Here is a 17,485-nt window from a genome sequence, read left to right as displayed (position 1 = left end):
ACGCGCCGAGGTGCCGCATTACGACCTCGACCGCTATTTTGCTCCGGACATCGAAGCAATTACGCGCCTCGTGCAAAACGGCGCGATTGCCAGGCACAGCCCGCTGGCGTTCGAGTCCGAGGCGCAATAAGCCGCGCCGCTACGGCACGGGCCACCGCGATGAACGCTCCCGCATACCAGGGCATCAAGGACTTCATCCTCGCGCGCATTCATGCGGGCGAGTGGAGCGAGGGCGACCAGGTTCCTTCGGAGAACGAACTGGCGCGCGAGTTCAAGGTCGCGCGCATGACCGTGAACCGGGCGCTGCGCGAACTCACCGCGGAGCAGGTGCTTACGCGCGTGCAGGGCGCGGGCACCTTCGTCGCGCGGCCCAAATACGAGTCGACGCTCGTTGCCATTCGCAGCATCTCCGATGAAATCCTCGCGCGCGGGCACCGCTACCGCGCCGAGGTGCTCGAGATAGGCGTGCATCGCGCCGACGAGCCGCTTGCCGTCGAGATGGGGCTTGCCGCGAACGACCAGGTGTTCAATTCGCGCGTGCTCCACTTCGAGAACGACGAACCCGTGCAGCTCGAAGAGCGCTGGGTCAATCCCGCCGTCGCGCCCGATTACGCGGCGCAGGACTTCACCCACATCACGCCGAACCAGTACCTCGTGCATGTCGCGCCGCTGCAGGGCGTGGAGTACCGCATCGAGGCGCTCGCTCCCGAAGCCGCTACGCGCGCGCATCTCGCCATGGGCGACGCCGAACCGTGCCTCGTGCTGCATCGGCGCACGCGCTCGCGCGGGCTCGTGGCTTCGGTCGCCAATCTCTGGCATCCTGGCAGCCGCTATCGTTTTACCGGGCATTTCTAGGCACGCGCCGCTATTCCTCAGTCTTTTGCTTGTTGCCTCGCCGAGGCGGGTCGGCATGCGTCTTGCTGCTTTCCTCGATCGCCGCCAACATCGCGCCAATGGGGCCAGACGGCCCGCGAAAGCGCGCGTCGTACGCCGCAGCCCGTATCATGGTCGGGTGATGCGAACGAAGGAGGAGTTCCGCAATGGACGATGCCAACGCCACGCTCATGCCGATGTGGCGGGCCAATCTCGCGCTGCTCACGCGCGAGGTCGGGTCGGCCACCCGGCTCGCGCGCATGATGACGTTTTCCGCGAGCCACATGAAGCTGATCGTGTCGGGCGAGCGCGACTTCAGCGCGGAGTTCGTGCGCGGCGTGGAAGCCGTCACGGGCCTGCCCGAAGGCTGGATGGACGTGAAGCACGAGAGCGCCGACGTGCCCGACGAAACGCGCGACGCGATCGCGAGCGAGACGCCGCGCGCGCGTTTTCGCGGCACCGCGCATCCGGTGCGCAAGGCGCCCGTGCTGCGCGTCGAGCCCATTTTTGGCCAGAGCGCGAAGCGCGAGGAGGTGACGGCGGCGCCGGAGGCGCAGCGGCGTCTCGCGGGCATGCGCAAGATTCGCGATCTCGCCGCGCAGGATGTGCGCAAGCTCGAGCGCTACCTGAGCGTGCCGCCGGTCGAGCCCGCCGTGTTGCGCTCGCGTATCGAAGACGTGATCCATTACGCCGACCCCGACGAGCGCGTGCGCGCCGACCTCGAAGGCCGCCTCGAACAGATCGAAAAGCATCGCGAGATGCTGCTGCGCCATGTTTCGCGTCTTTATACGCTGCTTTCGCGGCTCGGCGACGACTGATTCGTTATCCGAAATATCGTCCGGCGGATGATCGTAAGATCAGTGCTCCTGCACGCGCAGCTCCGCGAGTATCTGATCGGCGAGAAAATCGCACGGCGGACGGTTCGACCGCGCGCTGCGCGCGAGCACCACTTCCAGCTCGGGCAGCGCGGGCAAACCATGCTGGCGGCCGAGCGTGACGAACGTTTCCGGCACCGCGCAGCGCGCGAGCGGCGCGATGGCGAGACCCGCCGCCACCATGCTGCACAGGCCCATCAGGCTCGGGCTTTCATACGAAGTGCGATAGGCGATCTTCGCGCGCTCCAGCGCCTGGATCGCGTTCGTGTGCGCGACGCTTCCGCCGCCGAAGAGCGCGACCGGCAGCGGCCGCTCCCGCCAGATCTCGCGCCCGCTCGCGGCGCTCACGGCCGCGGGCGGCGCGGCCCACACCATCGGCTCGAAACGGATGAATTCGCCCGCAAGACCGCGCGTGCGCGTGATGCAGGCGAGGTCGATCTTGTTGTCCTTCAGGAGCGGGATGAGCGCGCTGCTCGGCAGCCCGATCACCTGGATTTCCACCTTCGGCCAGTTCGCCGAGAACTTGCGCAGCACCGGCGGCATGAGGGAGGACGCGTAGTCGTCGGGCACGCCGATCGACACGCGGCCCGTCACCTCCGGGTGCGCGAGCGAGGCCCACGCTTCGTCGCGCAGCGCGAGCATGCGCCGCGCGTAGGCGATGAGCGTCTGGCCGTCGGGCGTGGGCGTGACGCTGCGCGGCGCGCGAATAAAGAGCGGCTTGCCGATGGACTCCTCGAGCGCGCGAATCTGCATGCTCAGCGCGGCCTGCGAGCGATGCACGAGCGCGGCGCCGCGCACGAAGCTGCCGGCGTCGGCCACGGCCACCACCATGGCGAGCACATCGAGGTCGAGGGTCTTCATCGGTATAAGAAAAATTGATCGAAGGCTTCAATATAACGCGTTTGTCTGAACGCGGGGACACGCCGATACTGGGCCACCAGGACCCCTCACGTTGTTCTTCGCTTCCGGAGAAGCCCATGTTGATGTCGCCGCCCGTCGATCTGACCTACGAACGATTCCAGCAACTCGACATGCGGCTCGACATGTCGCGCGGCAAGCCTTCGCGCGAGCAACTCGATCTCTCGCAGGCGCTCATCGACGAAGCCGCGCAGGCGGGCTATCTCGCGCGCGACGGCTTCGATTGCCGCAATTACGGCCTCGCGAGCGGCTTGCCCGAGGCGCGCGAACTGGGCGCTCGGTTGCTCGGCGTGGCGGGTGCGCAGGTGATCGCGGCGGGCAATTCGAGCCTCGAACTGATGCACGACGCGCTGACCTTCGCGCTGCTGCATGGCGTGCCGGTGGGCGAGGGCGCGGAAGTGGGTGCACCGTGGCGCGCGCAAGGGGATGTCGCGTTCCTGTGCCCGGTGCCGGGCTACGACCGGCACTTCGCGATCTGCGAGTCGCTGGGCGTGCGCATGATCGCCGTGCCGATGCGCGAAGACGGTCCCGACATGGACCGCGTGGAAGCGCTCGTGCGCAACGATCCGTCGATCAAGGGCATGTGGTGCGTGCCGCTCTACAGCAACCCCACGGGCGCGATCTGGTCCGACGAGGTGATCCGGCGTCTAGCCGCCATGCCCGCCGCGCCCGACTTCCGGCTCTTCTGGGACGACGCCTACCGTTTTCATCACCTCACCGACGAAACGCACGCGACGCTCGATGTGTTCGAGGCCTGCGCAGCGGCGGGCCACGCCGGCCGCGCGCTGATGTTCGCTTCGCTTTCGAAGGTGACGTTCGGCGGCGGCGCGTTCGCGTGGCTCGCCGCCGCGCCGCGCAACGTGGCCTGGTGGCAAAAGCACTCGGCCGTGCGCACCATCGGGCCGGACAAGCTCAACCAGTTGCGCCATGTGCGCTTTCTGCGCGACCGCGCGACGCTCACAGGCTTGATGGCGCGCCACCGCGCGCTGCTCAAGCCGAAGTTCGACGCCGTCGACGAGGTGTTTCGCGCGCGCCTCGCGGGCGTGCCCGGCGTAAGCTGGAACGCGCCGCGCGGCGGCTATTTCATCAGCCTTTATGCGCCCGAGGGCTGCGCGCGCCGCACCGTGGAACTCGCGGCGGCGGCGGGGCTCGTCCTTACTCCGGCGGGCGCGGCGTTCCCGTACGGCGTCGATCCGCGCGACAGCCATCTGCGGATCGCGCCGTCGTTTCCCGCGCTCGACGAGGTGCGCCTCGCGGCGGAAGGGATCGCGCTTTCGCTGCTGCGCGCCATCGACGAACGTAGGGGATAAGGGCCGAAGGCCGCTTCGGCGGCGCGCGCGGCGATGTGCTACAACGGCAGACGTAGCTAACGAACGTGGCCAACTTCCCACGAGGTAGCCGTGCAAGCTCTCGCCGCTTCACTGCAACGCGCGCTCGCCCAGCGCGAACGCGAAGGCCGCGCCGATAGCGGCCGTGCCCCCGCGGCGCGCCCGCTGGCCGCTGGCGCGGGCTGGTCGGCGGACGATGTCGTCTGTACGCTCGGGCCCGGCGACCGGCCCTACGAAGAGCGCCACGCGAGCGCGTGCCTCGCCATCGTGGCGGCAGGCGTGTTCGGCTACCGCAGCGGCAACGTGCGCGCGCTCATGACGCCCGGCGCGCTGATGCTGGGCGAAAGCGGCGCCTGTTTCGAATGCGCTCACCGTCACGCGGCGGGCGACCGCTGTCTCTCGTTCCATTACGATCCTGCGTGGCTCGACGAGCAGGCCGCGGCTGCGGGTCTCGCGCCTGGCGCGAGGCGCTGGCGATCCGCGCGGGTGCCCCCCGTGCGCGCGCTCGCGCCGCTCGTGGCGCACGCTTGCGCCGACGCGCTCGCTCACGAGCGGCGTCACGCGCCGGGCTTCGGCGGCGCGGCGTGGGATGAAATCGCTCTGGCACTGGCGCTGAGCGCCTTGCGCATGGCGGCGAGCGGCAAGGATACGTCCGCGCCGCCCGCGCCCGGGGCCGCCGCGGCGCAGCGCGTGGTCGCGACGCTGCGCCTGATCGAGGAGACACCCGGCGACGCGCATACGCTCGCGAGCCTCGCGGCGGCGGCGGGCGTGAGCGAGTTCTATTTTTTGCGCACCTTTTCGGCCCTGGCCGGCGTGACGCCGCATCAATACCTGCTGCGTGCGCGGCTGCGCGCCGCCGCGCTGCGTCTTGCCGCCGACGACGAAGCGAAGATCGTCGACATTGCGCTCGCAAGCGGCTTCAACGATCTGTCGAACTTCAACGCGGCGTTTCGCACGGAGTTCGGCGCGAGTCCGCGCGCGTGGCGCGCCGCGCAGCGTGCTCGTCATCTCGCGCGGACTTCATGGCCGAACGCAGCGCTTGCGGCGGCGCGCGCCTGAGCCGCTCATGACGCGAGGCGAAGGGGTCGCGCGCGCCGTCCTGTGCGTCGTGTCGTGCCTTGCGTTGGTCTTGACGATGGCGAACGGCAACGCCCGCGCAGAGACCGCCGACAGTGCCGGGACCTCCGGGACCACCGATAGCGCCGCGCAAAACGACCTCCCGCCATACACGCTCGAACGCGACGTGCATCTTTTCGTCGTGCAGGCGGATGGCTCGGTCGTCGAGGACGACGACACCGTGCTGCGCGCGAACACCGCCGCCGGCGTGGACGAGATCGCCCAGCGCTACGTCTGGTTCAATAAGGATATCGAAACGATCACGGGGCTTTCCGCCGAAACCATCGATCCGGACGGCACCGCGCACGCCGTCGGCGCAAGCGGCATTCGCGACGTGCAGGAACCGCGCTCGGCGGGCGCGCCCACGTTCGAGGACGGCGTGCTGCGCACGGTGATCTTTCCGGGCGTGCAGGTGGGTTCGCGCGTGCATCTGCATTTCGCGAAGCGCCGCGCGAAGGCGCTCGAAGCGGGCACGTTCTCGTATTTCGTCGAGCCGACCGGCGAGCCCGTGGCGTTTCAGCGCCTCATCTTCGATCTGCCCGCGCAGGTGCCGCTCCACGCCGATGCGCGCGGCTACGCGGCGCTCGCGCCCGAGACGGCGAACGGCCGCACCCGCTATGCGTTCGAATACCGGCACGGCCCGTATCCGCCGCTCGAAGCGGGAGCGGTGGCCTACGTGAACTGGGGCGACCGGCTGATGGTCTCGACCGTGCCCGACTTCGCCGCGTTCGCCGCGCGCTACCGCGAAGCCGCCGCCGACGCCACCTCGACCGATCCGGCCATCGCGTCGCTCGCGCAAGCGCTCGCGGCGGACGTGAGCGACCCGCGCGAGAAGGCGCGCCGCATTTACGACTGGATGCGCTTCAATATCCGCTATGTCGCGCTCTTTCTCGGAGAGACCGCGGCCGTGCCGCATCACGCGACCGACATCCTGCGCAACCGCTACGGCGACTGCAAGGACCACGTGGCGCTCTTCAGCGCGCTGCTCGCGGCCGTGGGCATCCGCGCCGAGCCCGTGCTGCTCGATCTGGGCCCCGTCTACACGCTGCCGGACGTGCCAGGCTATGGCGCGCATGCGATCAACCACGCCATCGCGTGGCTGCCCGACCTTGGCGTGTACGCGGATACCTCCTCGGGCGGCTATGCGTTCGGCTATCTGCCGCCGGGCGTGATGGACCGGCCCGTGCTGCTCGTGGACGACGGCGTGCTCGCGCGCACGCCCGCGACCGAGCGGCGCGAGCGCACGGCGCGCCTCTCGCTCGACGTGCAGCCGTCGGGCGACGCCGACTACAGCTACTACGTGGAAGACGAGGGCGCGGGCGCGGAACCCGAGCGCAATTCGTTTCGCCGCGCGACGCACACGGGAGCGCAGCAACTCGCGGCGCAGCGCCTGCGGCTCACGGGCGTGGCCGGCACGGCGCGCGTGAGCACGAGCCCCACGGCCGCGACCGACGGTCCGTTTTCGGTGACGATGGAAGGTACGCTCGATCACGTGGTCTGGCGCGACGGCACGACCGCGATACCCGCGACGAGCAGTTTCACGGGCGGCATCGCCACGCAGATCGACAACTGGCTGGCGCAGCGCCGCACGCAGCCCTGGGCGTGCATCGGCGGGGAATGGACGGAGAGCGCGCAGATCGCGCTGCCCGCATTCGCGCGCGTGACCGACGTGCCGCAAGACGTGCAAGTGAGCGATGCGTTTCTCGACTACACGTCGCACTACGTGTTCGATGCGCCTTCGCGCACGCTGCAGATCGAGCGGCGGCTGTCGGCGCGCTTTGGCCACCAGATGTGCACGGCCGGCGAATTCGCGCAGATGCGCGAGGCGCTCGTGCGCATCGAACGCGACACGCACGCGCAGATCGTCGTACGCGCGGCGGGATCGACGCGCGGCGCCTAGCCGCCGCGCGTCATCACCGGCACCCACACGCCTTTCTTCACCTGCCAGAGCGTCGAGGCGCCGTTCTTGAGCGAGCCATCCGGCTCGAAGGCGATGTGGCCCGTCACGCCGTCGAAGGCGAGCGCCTTGAGCGCGCTGCGGTAGACCTCGGGTTTCGCCGACTTCGCGTTGACCATCGCATGGATCGCGGCCCACGTCGCGTCGTAGCCGAACGGCGCGTAGGCGAGCACGTCGGCGCCGAAGCGGGTTTTATAGGCCTGCTCGAAGCGCGGCCCGTCGGGCAGTTGCGCGAGCGGGCGGCCGTATTCCCACGCCATCGCGCCTTCGCCGGCCGCGCCCGCGTCGCGGGTGAACTCCGCGTTCGCCACGCCGCCGCCCGCCACGAACTGCGCGTTCATGCTGCGCGCCTTCATCTGCTTCACGAGCGCCGCGCCCTGGCGAGCGAGGCCGCCGAAGTAGAGCAGGTCGGCGTCGGCGGCCTTGATTCTGCCGAGCTGCGGGCCGAAGTCGCTCGCGATGCTTTCCGCGAACTCGCGCGCGACCACGTTGCCGCCATGCTCGCGCACCGCGCGCTCGAACACGTCGGCCTCGCCCTGGCCGAAGGCGCTGCGGTCGTCGAGAATGGCCACGCGCCTGGCCTTCATCACGTCCACGGCCCACGCGCCGGCCACGCCCGCGTTCTGCGCGTCGTTTGCAATCACCATGAAGGTGTTCGCGAAGCCTTGCGACGTGATGACGGGATTGGTGGCGGCGGGGCTGATCATGGGAATGCCCGCGCTCTCGTAGATGCGCGAGGCGGGAATGGCGGAGCCCGAATTGAAGTGGCCGACCACGGCGTTCACGCCCTGGTTGGCCAGCGTTGCGGCGGCCTGCACGCCGAGGCGCGGGTCGCTGCGGTCGTCGATCGGCACGAGTTCGAAGTGCGCCGTCTCCTCGCCGATCTTGATGTTTTGCGCGTTCGCCTCGTCGAGGGCGAGCTGCACGCCGTTTTCCAGATCGCGGCCGTAGTTCGCGTAGTCGCCCGAGAGCGGCGAGACGAAACCGATGCGTACGTTGAGCGGACCGGCGGCCAGCGCCTCGTGGCCGGCGCCGAGCGTCGCGGCGGCGGCCATCGCGCCGAACAGGAGCCCGGCCGCGAGCCTGCCGGGCGGGCGGCGATCGCGGTGCACGCTGTACGGCGTGGCGAATGCCCAGGCAGCGGCGGTTCTGAGCAGGGCGGCGAGACTCATCGTGACTCCTTGCGCGACAGCGGCGCGGTGTTCTTGTGTGCGTTTTCCCGGGTACGTCGCGCCGCGCGCTGGTCCTGGCGCGCGCCTTGGTGAGGCGGCGGATGGCGAGCACTATATCAGGCCGCGCATGGCGCCCCTTACGCAGTATCGCGCAGGTGAAACTAGCTGTCCCGCTGCAGTTCGAAGAGCGTGTCGCGCAGGCGCACGAGCGGCGCCATGGTGTCGGCGCTCGCCCAGTCTTCGAGGTCGTCGAGCGCGCGGTTGCAGCCGTCGAGCAGCACGTCGAGATCGACCGGAATGCCGTTGGCGAGCGCGAAGCGAATCGTCGCTTCGAAGCGTTCGCATTCGTCGTCGCCGTACGAGATGTCGAGCGTGTCGGCAATGGTCTGGGCGATGCCGCTGCGTTCGCGGTCGCTTTCGTCGACGAAGTCGATGATGCCGCGCGCGACGTCGGGTGCGTGGTAAAGCGCAATGTCGAGCCACACGGCGGCGTCGAAATCGCTTTCGTGGCTTTGTTCCTCGAAGTATTCGATCGCTTCCTGCTCGTGCGTCTCGCCGGCGTCGACGGCAAGGCAAAGCTGCTCGAAATACTCTTCCTGTTCGCTACGGATTGAATCGGACATCGGTCATTCTCTAAGGACGGGGGGCGCCGCGGCCGCATCGGCAGCCGCCGCACATCATGCGGACGGCATTATAGGCCGCGCGCACCGCCCAGGTTCAGGCCCCATCCACCGACCACGCGTCGAACCATTCGCGCGGGCGCGCGATCTGGTCTTGCGCCGCGACGATCTCCAGTTCGTAGCGGCCCGCGTCGTAAGTCGCCTTCACCACGGCGTTCACCGCCGCGAGCGTGTGTTCGAACGCGCGGCGCAGCGAGTCGCCGAGCATCAGGCGCGCGACGAACACCGCGCTCGTCACGTCGCCCACGCCCACGGGCTGGCGCGCGAACGGATAGAGCGGGCGCTGGCCGAGCCATGCTTCGCTCTCGGTCACGACGAGCATGTTGAAGCGGTCGGCGGGGCTGTTGCGGTCGAGCAGATGCTTCACGAGGATCAGCTTGGGGCCGCGCCGGAGCACCTCGCGGCACGCGAGCACGGCTTCTTCCGCGGTCTCGATCTCGCGGCCCACGAGCCGTTGCAGTTCGCTGTGATTGGGAATCATCGCGTCGGCGACCTCGGGCATGTTGCGCACGAGAAACTCCTGAATGCCGGGCTCGACGCGGCAGCCGTTTTCGGCGCCCGGCGTGCCCATCACCGGGTCGCAGAAGTAGCGCGCCTGCGGATTGGCGGCTTTCACGGCGCGCACCACGTCGATCACGGCCTGCGCCTGCTCGGGTGCGCCGAGGTAGCCTGAGAGCACGGCATCGCAGCGCGGCAGCACGCCGATCGCGCCAATGCCCTCGACGAGATCGACGACCTCGTTCGAGTCGATGGCTGCGCCGGCCCAGTGACCGTATTGCGTGTGGTTCGAGAACTGCACGGTGTTGAGCGGCCAGACATTCACGCCGAGGCGACGCATGGGAAATACCGCGGCGCTGTTGCCCGCGTGACCGAACACGACGTGCGACTGGATGCTCAAAACGTTTTTCATGGTCGGTCCAGATATCGTTGTGGCTGGCGCGGCGCGACGTACGCCGCGTCTTGCGCAGGTGCAGCAACGATAACCGAATTCGCTGTGCCCAGTCGATGGATGCGTCGGCGCGATGTTGCGCGCGCGCCGGCTTCGCGCGCCCGCAGTGCGCCTCGCGAAGCGCTAGGCCACGGCGCTTTGACCGGCCAGTTCGCGATAGAGCGTCATGTAGCGTTGCGCCGACGCCGACCAGCCGAAGTCCTGCTGCATTGCACGCGAGCGGGTCTCGCGCCAGTCGCGGCTGCGCCCATAGAGCGCGAAGGCGCGGCGGATCGCGGCCGTGAGCGCGTCGGGCTCGAAGCGCTCGAACACGAAGCCGGTGGCGAGACCATCGGCGAGATTTTCCAGCGAGGCGTCCACCACCGTATCGGCGAGTCCTCCCACGCAGTGCACGAGCGGCAGCGCGCCGTATGCGAGCGCGTAAAGCTGCGTGAGGCCGCATGGTTCGAAGCGCGAGGGGACCAGCATCACGTCGGCCCCCGCGACGATCTCGTGCGCGAGCGTCTCATCGAATCCCAGCTCTACGGCCACCGATTCGGGATGCTGATGCGCGGCGCGCGCGTAGCTCTGTTCGAGGCTGGCGTCGCCGGTGCCGAGCACGACGAGCTGCCCGCCGCGCGCGACGATCTCGGGCAGCGCCGCGAGCAGCAGGTCGAGGCCCTTTTGCTCGGTGAGCCGGCTCACCACGCCGAACACGAGGGCGTCGTGTTTCTGCGCGAGCTTCAGCCGCGCCTGCAGCGCCGCCTTGCAGCGCATCTTGCCGGCCTGGCGCGTGGCCGAATAACGTGTGGCGATGGCCGCGTCGCTCGACGGATTCCACACGGCGTAGTCCACGCCATTGAGAATGCCGACGAGATCGTGCGTGCGGCCGCGCAGCAGCGCCTCCAGCCCGCCGCCCTGAGCGACGGTCTGAATTTCGCGCGCGTAGGTTGGGCTTACCGTCGTGATCTTGTCGGCGAAATAGAGGCCGGCTTTCAAAAACGAAAGCTGCCCGTAGAACTCCACGCCATGCATGTCGAAGAAGTCGCCCGGCAGGCCGAGCGTGTCGAACTGCTGAGCGGGGAAGATGCCCTGGTAGGCGAGATTGTGAATCGTGAAGATCGAGCGCGCGCCGCCGCTCGCCGTGCCCGCGCCGCGTTCGCGCGCCGCCGCGCGCAGGTAGGCGGGCGCGAGTCCCGCGTGCCAGTCGTGCGCCTGCACGATGGCGGGCGCCCAGCCGGGGTCCAGATGCAGCGCGAGTTGCGCGGCGGTCCAGCCGAGCAGGGCGAAACGCTGCGCGTTGTCGCCGTAGGGCACGTGCTCGGCGTCGAGATAGGGGTTGCCTGGGCGCGCGTAGAACGCGTCGGCGCGGATCATGTAGACGGCAAGATCGCTGCCGGGCAGGCGCCCGAGTTCCAGCGTCGCCTCGGGCGCGCCGAAGGTGCGCCCGAGACGCGCGACGGGCCGCAGGTCGGCGAGACCCGCCGCCACGCTCGCGAAGCCCGGCAGCAGCAGGCGCGCGTCGGCGCCCAGTTCGACCAGCGCGGCGGGCAGCGCGGCGGTCACGTCGGCGAGGCCGCCGGTTTTCAGGAGCGGATACAGTTCGCTGGCTACATGCAGGACGCGAATGGTCATCGGGAGTCAGTCCTCTCGGTGCTCGGGTTTTTTTGTGGGTTGGCGCGTCCTGAAACGAGGCGCCATGCAGGGCTAGCCTGACAACTTTGCCAGCGCCTCGCTTGTGACCAGCACGACGCCGCTCTCGGTGCGATAAAAGCGTTCGGCGTCGCGCGCGGCGTCTTCGCCGACCACGGTGCCATTGGGAATCGTGCAGCCACGGTCCACAACGACCTTGCGCAGCCGGCAACTCGTGCCCACCGTCACCTGCGGCAACAAGACTGCCTCGGCAATGTTGCAGAACGACTGCACGACGACATTCGACGAGAGCACCGAGCGCGAGATCTGCGAACCCGAGATCACGCTGCCGCCGCACACGATCAGGTTGGTGCCGGAGCCTTGCAGGCCGTTGAGGTCGCGCACGAACTTCGCGGGCGGCAACTGTTCCTGGTAGGTCCAGATCGGCCAGTTGCGGTCGTAGAGATCGAGCGCGGGGATCGTCGAGGCGAGGTCGAGGTTGGCCGACCAGTAGGCGTCGACCGTGCCCACGTCGCGCCAGTAAGGTTCGGCGGCCGGGTCCGACGACACGCACGACATGCTGAACGGATGCGCGATCGCATGGCCCTCGCTCACCACGCGCGGAATGATGTCCTTGCCGAAGTCGTGATCGGTGGCCGAGCGCGAGATATTCTCTTCGAGCAGATGAACGAGGTAGTTCGTATCGAACACGTAGATGCCCATGCTCGCGAGCGCGATGTCGGGGCGCCCCGGCATGGCGGGCGGATCGTCGGGCTTTTCGACGAAGCCGGTCACGCGGCGCGTCTCGTCCACGGCCATCACGCCGAACGCGCGCGCTTCCATGCGCGGCACCTCGATGCAGCCCACTGTGCAGTCCGCGCCGCTCGCGGCGTGGTCCGCGATCATGCGCGTGTAGTCCATCTTGTAGATGTGGTCGCCGGCCAGCACCACCACGTACTTCGGCCTGATCGAGCGGATGATGTCGATGTTCTGGTACACGGCGTCGGCGGTGCCCCGATACCAGTGCGCGCCTTCCACGCGCTGCTGCGCGGGCCACAGGTCGAGGAACTCGTTGAACTCGCCGCGCAGGAAGCCCCAGCCGCGCTGGAGGTGGCGCAACAGCGAATGCGCCTTGTACTGCGTGACGACCGCGATGCGGCGGATGCCCGAATTCAGGCAGTTGGAGAGCGCGAAATCGATGATGCGGTACTTGCCGCCGAAATACACGGCCGGCTTCACGCGCTTGTTGGTGAGCGGCCCGAGGCGCGTGCCGCGGCCGCCAGCGAGCACGATGGCGAGGGTGGTGCGTTGCAGATCGTTGAGGCTTGCCGGAGTTTCCATGGTCGTCTCCTTGTTGTGCCCCCGGGGCGGCCGCCGCAGCGGGCGTTGTTTTGCTCCGGCCTGCGCGGTCCTTGTCTGGTGTGCCTGTCGCGTGTTCGGTGGCGTCGCTGTGCGGCGCGTTTTGCAATGCAGCACGCATGCAGTGCGCCACGGACGTCTCACGCGTTCTCTATCGACTGTTCTAGCATCGAATGAAGCGTAGCGTAGCGCGAATTGCCTGTGCGCCGGGCCGTAGATGCGCGCCGCAATCGCGCGAGGCGTTCGTGAGGAGCAAGTGAGAAGCAAGCGGCATGCCGCTCATCCAGGGCGCGCGAACGCGGGCAGGAGCGGTGCGGGGCCGCTAGAATCGCTGGCTGTATCGGCGCCATGTCGGCGCGCTGTTTTCCATCCCACCTTTCGCCGGATTCCTGGTCGATGAGAGCCATCCTGAGCCACATGCGTATTCGCTTTGCCCCATTCGTTGCCGCGTTGGGCGCGGCCGCGTTCTGTCACGCCGCTTTCGCTGCTGATGCGCAGGCGGGCGGGGCTGCGCCGAACGCGTCGTCGTCGGCCGCGTTGGCCGCGTCGGCCGCTTCGTCACCCCAGGCGGCGACCCAGACGCCCGACGGCCCGGCGTACGGCCCCGAGTTGCAGGGCTTCGAGTATCCGCATCCCGTGCATGATTTCGCGTTCGTATCGCAAGGGCAAATGCTGCATATGGCGTACATGGACGTGCAGCCCGCGAAGCCCAACGGACGCACGGCGGTCCTGCTGCACGGCAAGAACTTCTGCGCGGCGACGTGGGACGCCACTATCCGCGAGCTGCACGCCGCCGGCTACCGCGTGATCGCGCCGGACCAGATCGGCTTTTGCAAATCGAGCAAGCCCGCTTCCTACCAGTTCAGCTTTCAGCAACTCGCGCGCAACACGCACGCGCTGCTCGCGGCGCTCGGCGTGCACGACGCGACAATCATCGGCCATTCGACAGGCGGCATGCTGGCGGTGCGCTATGCGCTCATGTACCCGCGCGAAACCGCGCAACTCGTGCTCGTGAACCCCATCGGTCTCGAAGACTGGAAGGCGAAGGGCGTGCCGTCGATCCCGGTGGACGACTGGTACGCGCGCGAACTGAAGACGACCGCCGACGGCATTCGCCGCTACGAACAGGCGACGTATTACGCGGGCCAGTGGCGTCCGGCCTACGAGCCGTGGGTGCAGATGCTGGCGGGCATGTATCGGGGGGCGGGCAAGGCGCCGGTGGCGTGGGATTCCGCGCTGCTCTACGACATGATTTACACGCAGCCGGTGATCTACGAACTCGGCCAGTTGCAGATGCCGACGCTGCTGATGATCGGCGACAAGGACACGACCGCCATCGGCAAGGATCTCGCGCCGCCCGAGGTGCGCGCGCAGCTCGGGCACTATCCGGCGCTGGCGAAAGCCGCGCAGCGCGCCATTCCCCACGCAACGCTCGTGGAGTTCGCCGATCTCGGTCACGCGCCGCAGATGCAGGACCCGCAGGCGTTTCATGCCGCGCTGCTCAAAGGGCTCGACGCGTTGAACGCCGCGCACTGAGCCGCGCGGCGGTTAGCGTCGTGCGGCGGCTTCCTTCAGTTCTTCGCGGGCCTGCGCCGCCATCTCGAACGAGCGCAGGCGCGCCGCGTGGTCGTAGATCTGCGCGGTGACGATCAGTTCGTCCGCGCCCGTTTGCTCGATCACCGAGGCGAGGCCCGCGCGCACGGTTTCCTGGTCGCCCACCACGGAGCAGGCTAGCGAGTGCGAGACACCCGCGAGTTCGAACTCGTTCGCCGCGATGCTCTCGACCGGCGGCGGCAACTGTCCCGGCGTGCCGCGCCGCAGATTCACGAACTGCTGCTGCAGCGACGTGAAGAGAAAGCGCGCCTCTTCGTTCGTGGGCGCGCCGAACACGTTCACGCCGACCATCGCATGCGGCTTGGCAAGCACGGCGGACGGACGGAACTGCGAACGGTAAAGGCGCAGCGCCGTGAGCAGATGATCGGGCGCGAAGTGCGAGGCGAACGCGAACGGCAAGCCCATGGCCGCCGCGAGCTGCGCGCCATACAAGCTGGAGCCGAGGATATAAAGCGGCACGTTCAGCCCGGCGCCTGGCACGGCGCGCACGCGCTGGCCTTCGACGGGCGCGGCGAAATAACGCTGCAGTTCGGCCACGTCGTCGGGGAAGCTGTCGGCGCTGCTTTGCAGATCGCGGCGCAGCGCGCGCGCCGTCGTCTGGTCGGTGCCCGGCGCGCGCCCGAGGCCCAGGTCGATGCGGCCGGGGTAGAGCGCTTCGAGCGTGCCGAACTGCTCGGCGATCACGAGTGGCGCGTGATTCGGCAGCATGATCCCGCCAGAGCCCACGCGGATGGTTTGCGTGCCGCCCGCCACATAGCCGATCACGACCGAGGTCGCCGCGCTCGCAATACCCGTCATGTTGTGATGCTCGGCCAGCCAGTAGCGGTGGTAGCCGAGGCGTTCGGCGTGGCGCGCGAGATCGAGCGTGTTGTGCAACGCGGCGCCGGCGTGAGAGCCCGCCGGGATGGGCGAGAGGTCGAGTACGGAGAATAGGGTCATGGGAGCGTGGGCCTGAAAGGGAGGAGGCGACGTGTGCGCGGCGCGCCGGTTTGCCGACGCAAGGCCGCGAGGCACTCGCAAGGTGCGGCCATTGTGCCAAACCGCTTCCGGTCGTGCTGGCGGCCTTCATGAATCCATGTCGCCGGCGTGGATTCGGAAATGGCCGATTGTTTTTGCGCGCGTTCGATCTGAATATTAATGGGAATTACTCCCGTTTAAATTTCTGGCTCGCGGTTTTTAATTCAAGATTATTAAATGGATATTTCTATCGGCTTACCGAATCGTTTCGGGGCCAAAAAGATCTGGAAGGTGACTGTTTAATCGCTGAAATGGTTACATCTTTGCCGCGTAAAAAACGTATTTTTCTGTCCTCCCGACGTCGGAAAACAAGGAGGCGTGCTGATACAATTTTCCCCGTCGAATCAGGGGTCGAACATATCCAGTCGTTTCACGCAATGGCTAATCTCCATTTTGTGTTTGTTTAATTGTTTTGCATCATGCAAACGGTTATCAATTGGCTGGTTTCTAGCCTCCAATCCGTAATGCGGCTACGATGCGCCGATTAATTCTGGATTCTCAGGGCAGGGAAATGGTGCGTGGTCAAACGCGAATTCCGGTCGGAACGCCGCGGGAGTTTCAACTCTCGCGCGCAACTGGCCGCGATCGCGGTTTGATCCACCTGACCGGGCAGGGCGGCGCGTCATGACCGTGTCGCCGGTTTTCGCCATGCCGGCGCCCTGGCCCGTGCTCGTGTGGCTCGTGGTGGTGCTGTGCGGCGTTGCCGCTTTCTACGGCCTCGTCGCCGCGCTCACCATGCCGCGCCTGGGGTCGGCCGCGCTCGTGCGCGAAGCGGCGCGGCGCGCGCGCCGTGGGCAGCCGCAGGCCGTGAGCGTGCTCAAGCCGTTGTGCGGCGCCGAGCCGCGCCTGTACGAAAATCTCGCGACCTTCTGCGAGCAACGGCATCCGCGCTTTCAGTTGCTGTTCGGCGTGTCCTCGGCGGCGGACCCGGCCATCCCCGTGGTGCGGCGCCTGCAGGCGGCTTACCCCGGCCATGACATCGAACTGGTGATCGACCCGCGCGTGCACGGCAGCAATCTCAAGGTGAGCAACCTCATCAATCTGGCGGCGCGCGCGCGTTACGACGCCATTGTCGTGGCCGACAGCGATATCGCCGTCGAGCCCGACTATCTGGAGATCGTCACCGCGCCGCTCGCCGACGCGGACGTGGGCGTCGTGACCTGCCTCTACAGCGCCCGCAGCGTCGGTGGTTTTTGGCCGCGCGTGGGCGCGCTCTTCATCAACGAGTGGTTCGCGCCCTCGGTGCGCGTGGCGCATTCCACGGGCTCGCGCGCGTTCGGCTTTGGCGCGACGCTCGCGTTGTCCCGTGCGACGCTCGATCGCATCGGCGGTTTCGCCGCGCTGAAGGACTGCCTCGCCGACGACTATCTGCTCACCCGTTACGCGCGCGATCACGGCCTCGCCACGGTGCTCGCGCCCGTGGTGGTCGCCACCGACGTGATCGAGCCGACTTTCGGCGCGCTCTGGCTGCGCGAGACGCGTTGGCTGCGCACTATCCGCTCGGTGAATCCGGCGGGGTTCGCTTCACTGTTCATTACGTTTCCCACGCCGTGGCTCGTGCTCGGCGCTTTGTTTTACGGCCTGCTCGCGGCGGGCGCGGGCGTCGGCGTTTGCGCGACGACGCGCGCGGCGCTGGCCGCGCTCGCCACGGCCATGACGGCGGGTATCATGGCGCGCTTGATCCTGCACGCGCGAGCGAGCGGAGGCTGGCGCGCGTTCTGGCGCGATTTGCCGCTCGTGCCGCTGCGCGACTTGCTGCTGGCGCTGCAATGGCTTTCCGCCGCGTTCGGCTCGCACGTGATCTGGCGCGGCGTGCGCGTGAGCGTCGCCAATCCCGAGGCCCAGGCGCGAGGGGCCCAGACCAGGCCCGCGAGCACGCGGCGGCCTGCCGTCGAAGGATCGGACGCCCGCTAAGCGGCGTCGTTTCGATGCCGGCGCTTTGTAGTACCCGACGCTTTAAACCAGATGTCACCTCAATCATCACCCGACACTACGGGTACCCGGAGCACTCATCGC

General features: G+C 68.0%; 14 protein-coding genes. 7 read left to right on the top strand and 7 right to left on the bottom strand.

Annotation, left to right across the window (positions count from 1 at the left end; translation table 11 throughout):
• The first annotated feature begins 159 nt into the window (after positions 1-159).
• Both hutC and U5768_RS31525 read left to right on the top strand, forming a co-directional pair.
• Positions 160-855: a histidine utilization repressor gene (hutC, locus tag U5768_RS31530; RefSeq protein WP_322034237.1), complete on the top strand. Its 696-nt coding sequence runs from the start codon at positions 160-162 to the stop codon at positions 853-855.
• Positions 856-1,040: 185 nt separating this feature from the next.
• Positions 1,041-1,691 carry a hypothetical protein gene (locus U5768_RS31525; RefSeq protein ID WP_322034236.1) on the top strand — a complete coding sequence of 217 codons (651 nt, stop codon included), beginning with the start codon at positions 1,041-1,043 and terminating at the stop codon, positions 1,689-1,691.
• 39 nt (positions 1,692-1,730) lie between these two features.
• Here U5768_RS31525 and U5768_RS31520 read toward each other — a convergent pair whose 3' ends face one another.
• Positions 1,731-2,609, bottom strand: a complete 879-nt coding sequence (locus U5768_RS31520; protein ID WP_322034235.1) for a LysR substrate-binding domain-containing protein — start codon at positions 2,607-2,609, stop codon at positions 1,731-1,733.
• 116 nt (positions 2,610-2,725) lie between these two features.
• On the opposite strand from U5768_RS31520, the gene U5768_RS31515 reads away from it, so the two are divergent.
• The 3 genes from U5768_RS31515 (at position 2,726) to U5768_RS31505 (ending at position 7,010) form a co-directional block, all read left to right on the top strand.
• On the top strand, positions 2,726-3,976 hold the full coding sequence (locus U5768_RS31515) for an aminotransferase class I/II-fold pyridoxal phosphate-dependent enzyme (RefSeq protein WP_415914007.1): 1,251 nt from the start codon (positions 2,726-2,728) through the stop codon (positions 3,974-3,976).
• Positions 3,977-4,066: 90 nt separating this feature from the next.
• The gene (locus U5768_RS31510; RefSeq protein WP_322034234.1) at positions 4,067-5,053 is read left to right on the top strand and encodes an AraC family transcriptional regulator; all 987 of its coding nucleotides are present in this window, start codon (positions 4,067-4,069) and stop codon (positions 5,051-5,053) included.
• A gap of 7 nt (positions 5,054-5,060) precedes the next feature.
• The gene (locus U5768_RS31505; RefSeq protein ID WP_322034233.1) at positions 5,061-7,010 is read left to right on the top strand and encodes a DUF3857 and transglutaminase domain-containing protein; all 1,950 of its coding nucleotides are present in this window, start codon (positions 5,061-5,063) and stop codon (positions 7,008-7,010) included.
• Here the strand turns inward: U5768_RS31505 and U5768_RS31500 are convergent.
• From U5768_RS31500 to glgC, 5 genes are all read right to left on the bottom strand, one after another.
• Positions 7,007-8,122, bottom strand: a complete 1,116-nt coding sequence (locus U5768_RS31500; RefSeq protein WP_322034239.1) for a branched-chain amino acid ABC transporter substrate-binding protein — start codon at positions 8,120-8,122, stop codon at positions 7,007-7,009. The two genes, U5768_RS31505 and U5768_RS31500, sit on opposite strands and share 4 nt — an antisense overlap.
• 278 nt (positions 8,123-8,400) lie before the next feature.
• Positions 8,401-8,862 (bottom strand): hypothetical protein, encoded by a 462-nt coding sequence (locus U5768_RS31495; RefSeq protein ID WP_322034232.1) that lies wholly within the window; start codon positions 8,860-8,862, stop codon positions 8,401-8,403.
• Positions 8,863-8,956: 94 nt separating this feature from the next.
• Positions 8,957-9,829, bottom strand: a complete 873-nt coding sequence (pdxY, locus tag U5768_RS31490) for a pyridoxal kinase PdxY (protein WP_322034231.1) — start codon at positions 9,827-9,829, stop codon at positions 8,957-8,959.
• Positions 9,830-9,991: 162 nt separating this feature from the next.
• The gene (gene glgA / locus U5768_RS31485; protein WP_322034230.1) at positions 9,992-11,482 is read right to left on the bottom strand and encodes a glycogen synthase GlgA; all 1,491 of its coding nucleotides are present in this window, start codon (positions 11,480-11,482) and stop codon (positions 9,992-9,994) included.
• 72 nt (positions 11,483-11,554) lie between these two features.
• Positions 11,555-12,820, bottom strand: a complete 1,266-nt coding sequence (gene glgC / locus U5768_RS31480) for a glucose-1-phosphate adenylyltransferase (RefSeq protein WP_322034229.1) — start codon at positions 12,818-12,820, stop codon at positions 11,555-11,557.
• 414 nt (positions 12,821-13,234) lie between these two features.
• Between glgC and U5768_RS31475 the strand changes: the two genes are divergently transcribed.
• Positions 13,235-14,374 carry an alpha/beta fold hydrolase gene (locus U5768_RS31475; protein ID WP_415914006.1) on the top strand — a complete coding sequence of 380 codons (1,140 nt, stop codon included), beginning with the start codon at positions 13,235-13,237 and terminating at the stop codon, positions 14,372-14,374.
• A 12-nt stretch (positions 14,375-14,386) separates the two neighbouring features.
• Here U5768_RS31475 and U5768_RS31470 read toward each other — a convergent pair whose 3' ends face one another.
• Positions 14,387-15,391, bottom strand: coding sequence for an LLM class flavin-dependent oxidoreductase (locus tag U5768_RS31470; RefSeq protein WP_322034228.1), 1,005 nt, complete (start codon positions 15,389-15,391; stop codon positions 14,387-14,389).
• 702 nt (positions 15,392-16,093) lie between these two features.
• Here U5768_RS31470 and hpnI point away from each other — a divergent pair.
• Positions 16,094-17,383 carry a bacteriohopanetetrol glucosamine biosynthesis glycosyltransferase HpnI gene (gene hpnI, locus U5768_RS31465; RefSeq protein ID WP_322034227.1) on the top strand — a complete coding sequence of 430 codons (1,290 nt, stop codon included), beginning with the start codon at positions 16,094-16,096 and terminating at the stop codon, positions 17,381-17,383.
• Positions 17,384-17,485: the final 102 nt, after the last annotated feature.

It is taken from the genome of Paraburkholderia sp. J76 (genome assembly GCF_905220295.1).
Lineage (GTDB): Bacteria > Pseudomonadota > Gammaproteobacteria > Burkholderiales > Burkholderiaceae > Paraburkholderia.
Note: the sequence above shows the minus strand (reverse complement) of the source record. Positions and strands in the feature narration are given on the sequence as shown.

Excerpts from the sequence above, each read along its gene's own strand:
- U5768_RS31470 (WP_322034228.1), bottom strand. The coding sequence starts at position 15,391 with ATGACCCTATTCTCCGTACTCGACCTCTCGCCCATCCCGGCGGGCTCT.
- glgC (WP_322034229.1), bottom strand. The coding sequence starts at position 12,820 with ATGGAAACTCCGGCAAGCCTCAACGATCTGCAACGCACCACCCTCGCC.
- U5768_RS31505 (WP_322034233.1), top strand. The coding sequence starts at position 5,061 with ATGACGCGAGGCGAAGGGGTCGCGCGCGCCGTCCTGTGCGTCGTGTCG.
- glgA (WP_322034230.1), bottom strand. The coding sequence starts at position 11,482 with ATGACCATTCGCGTCCTGCATGTAGCCAGCGAACTGTATCCGCTCCTG.
- pdxY (WP_322034231.1), bottom strand. The coding sequence starts at position 9,829 with ATGAAAAACGTTTTGAGCATCCAGTCGCACGTCGTGTTCGGTCACGCG.
- hutC (WP_322034237.1), top strand. The coding sequence starts at position 160 with ATGAACGCTCCCGCATACCAGGGCATCAAGGACTTCATCCTCGCGCGC.
- U5768_RS31515 (WP_415914007.1), top strand. The coding sequence starts at position 2,726 with ATGTTGATGTCGCCGCCCGTCGATCTGACCTACGAACGATTCCAGCAA.
- U5768_RS31495 (WP_322034232.1), bottom strand. The coding sequence starts at position 8,862 with ATGTCCGATTCAATCCGTAGCGAACAGGAAGAGTATTTCGAGCAGCTT.
- hpnI (WP_322034227.1), top strand. The coding sequence starts at position 16,094 with ATGACCGTGTCGCCGGTTTTCGCCATGCCGGCGCCCTGGCCCGTGCTC.
- U5768_RS31500 (WP_322034239.1), bottom strand. The coding sequence starts at position 8,122 with ATGGCCGCCGCCGCGACGCTCGGCGCCGGCCACGAGGCGCTGGCCGCC.
- U5768_RS31525 (WP_322034236.1), top strand. The coding sequence starts at position 1,041 with ATGGACGATGCCAACGCCACGCTCATGCCGATGTGGCGGGCCAATCTC.
- U5768_RS31475 (WP_415914006.1), top strand. The coding sequence starts at position 13,235 with ATGAGAGCCATCCTGAGCCACATGCGTATTCGCTTTGCCCCATTCGTT.
- U5768_RS31520 (WP_322034235.1), bottom strand. The coding sequence starts at position 2,609 with ATGAAGACCCTCGACCTCGATGTGCTCGCCATGGTGGTGGCCGTGGCC.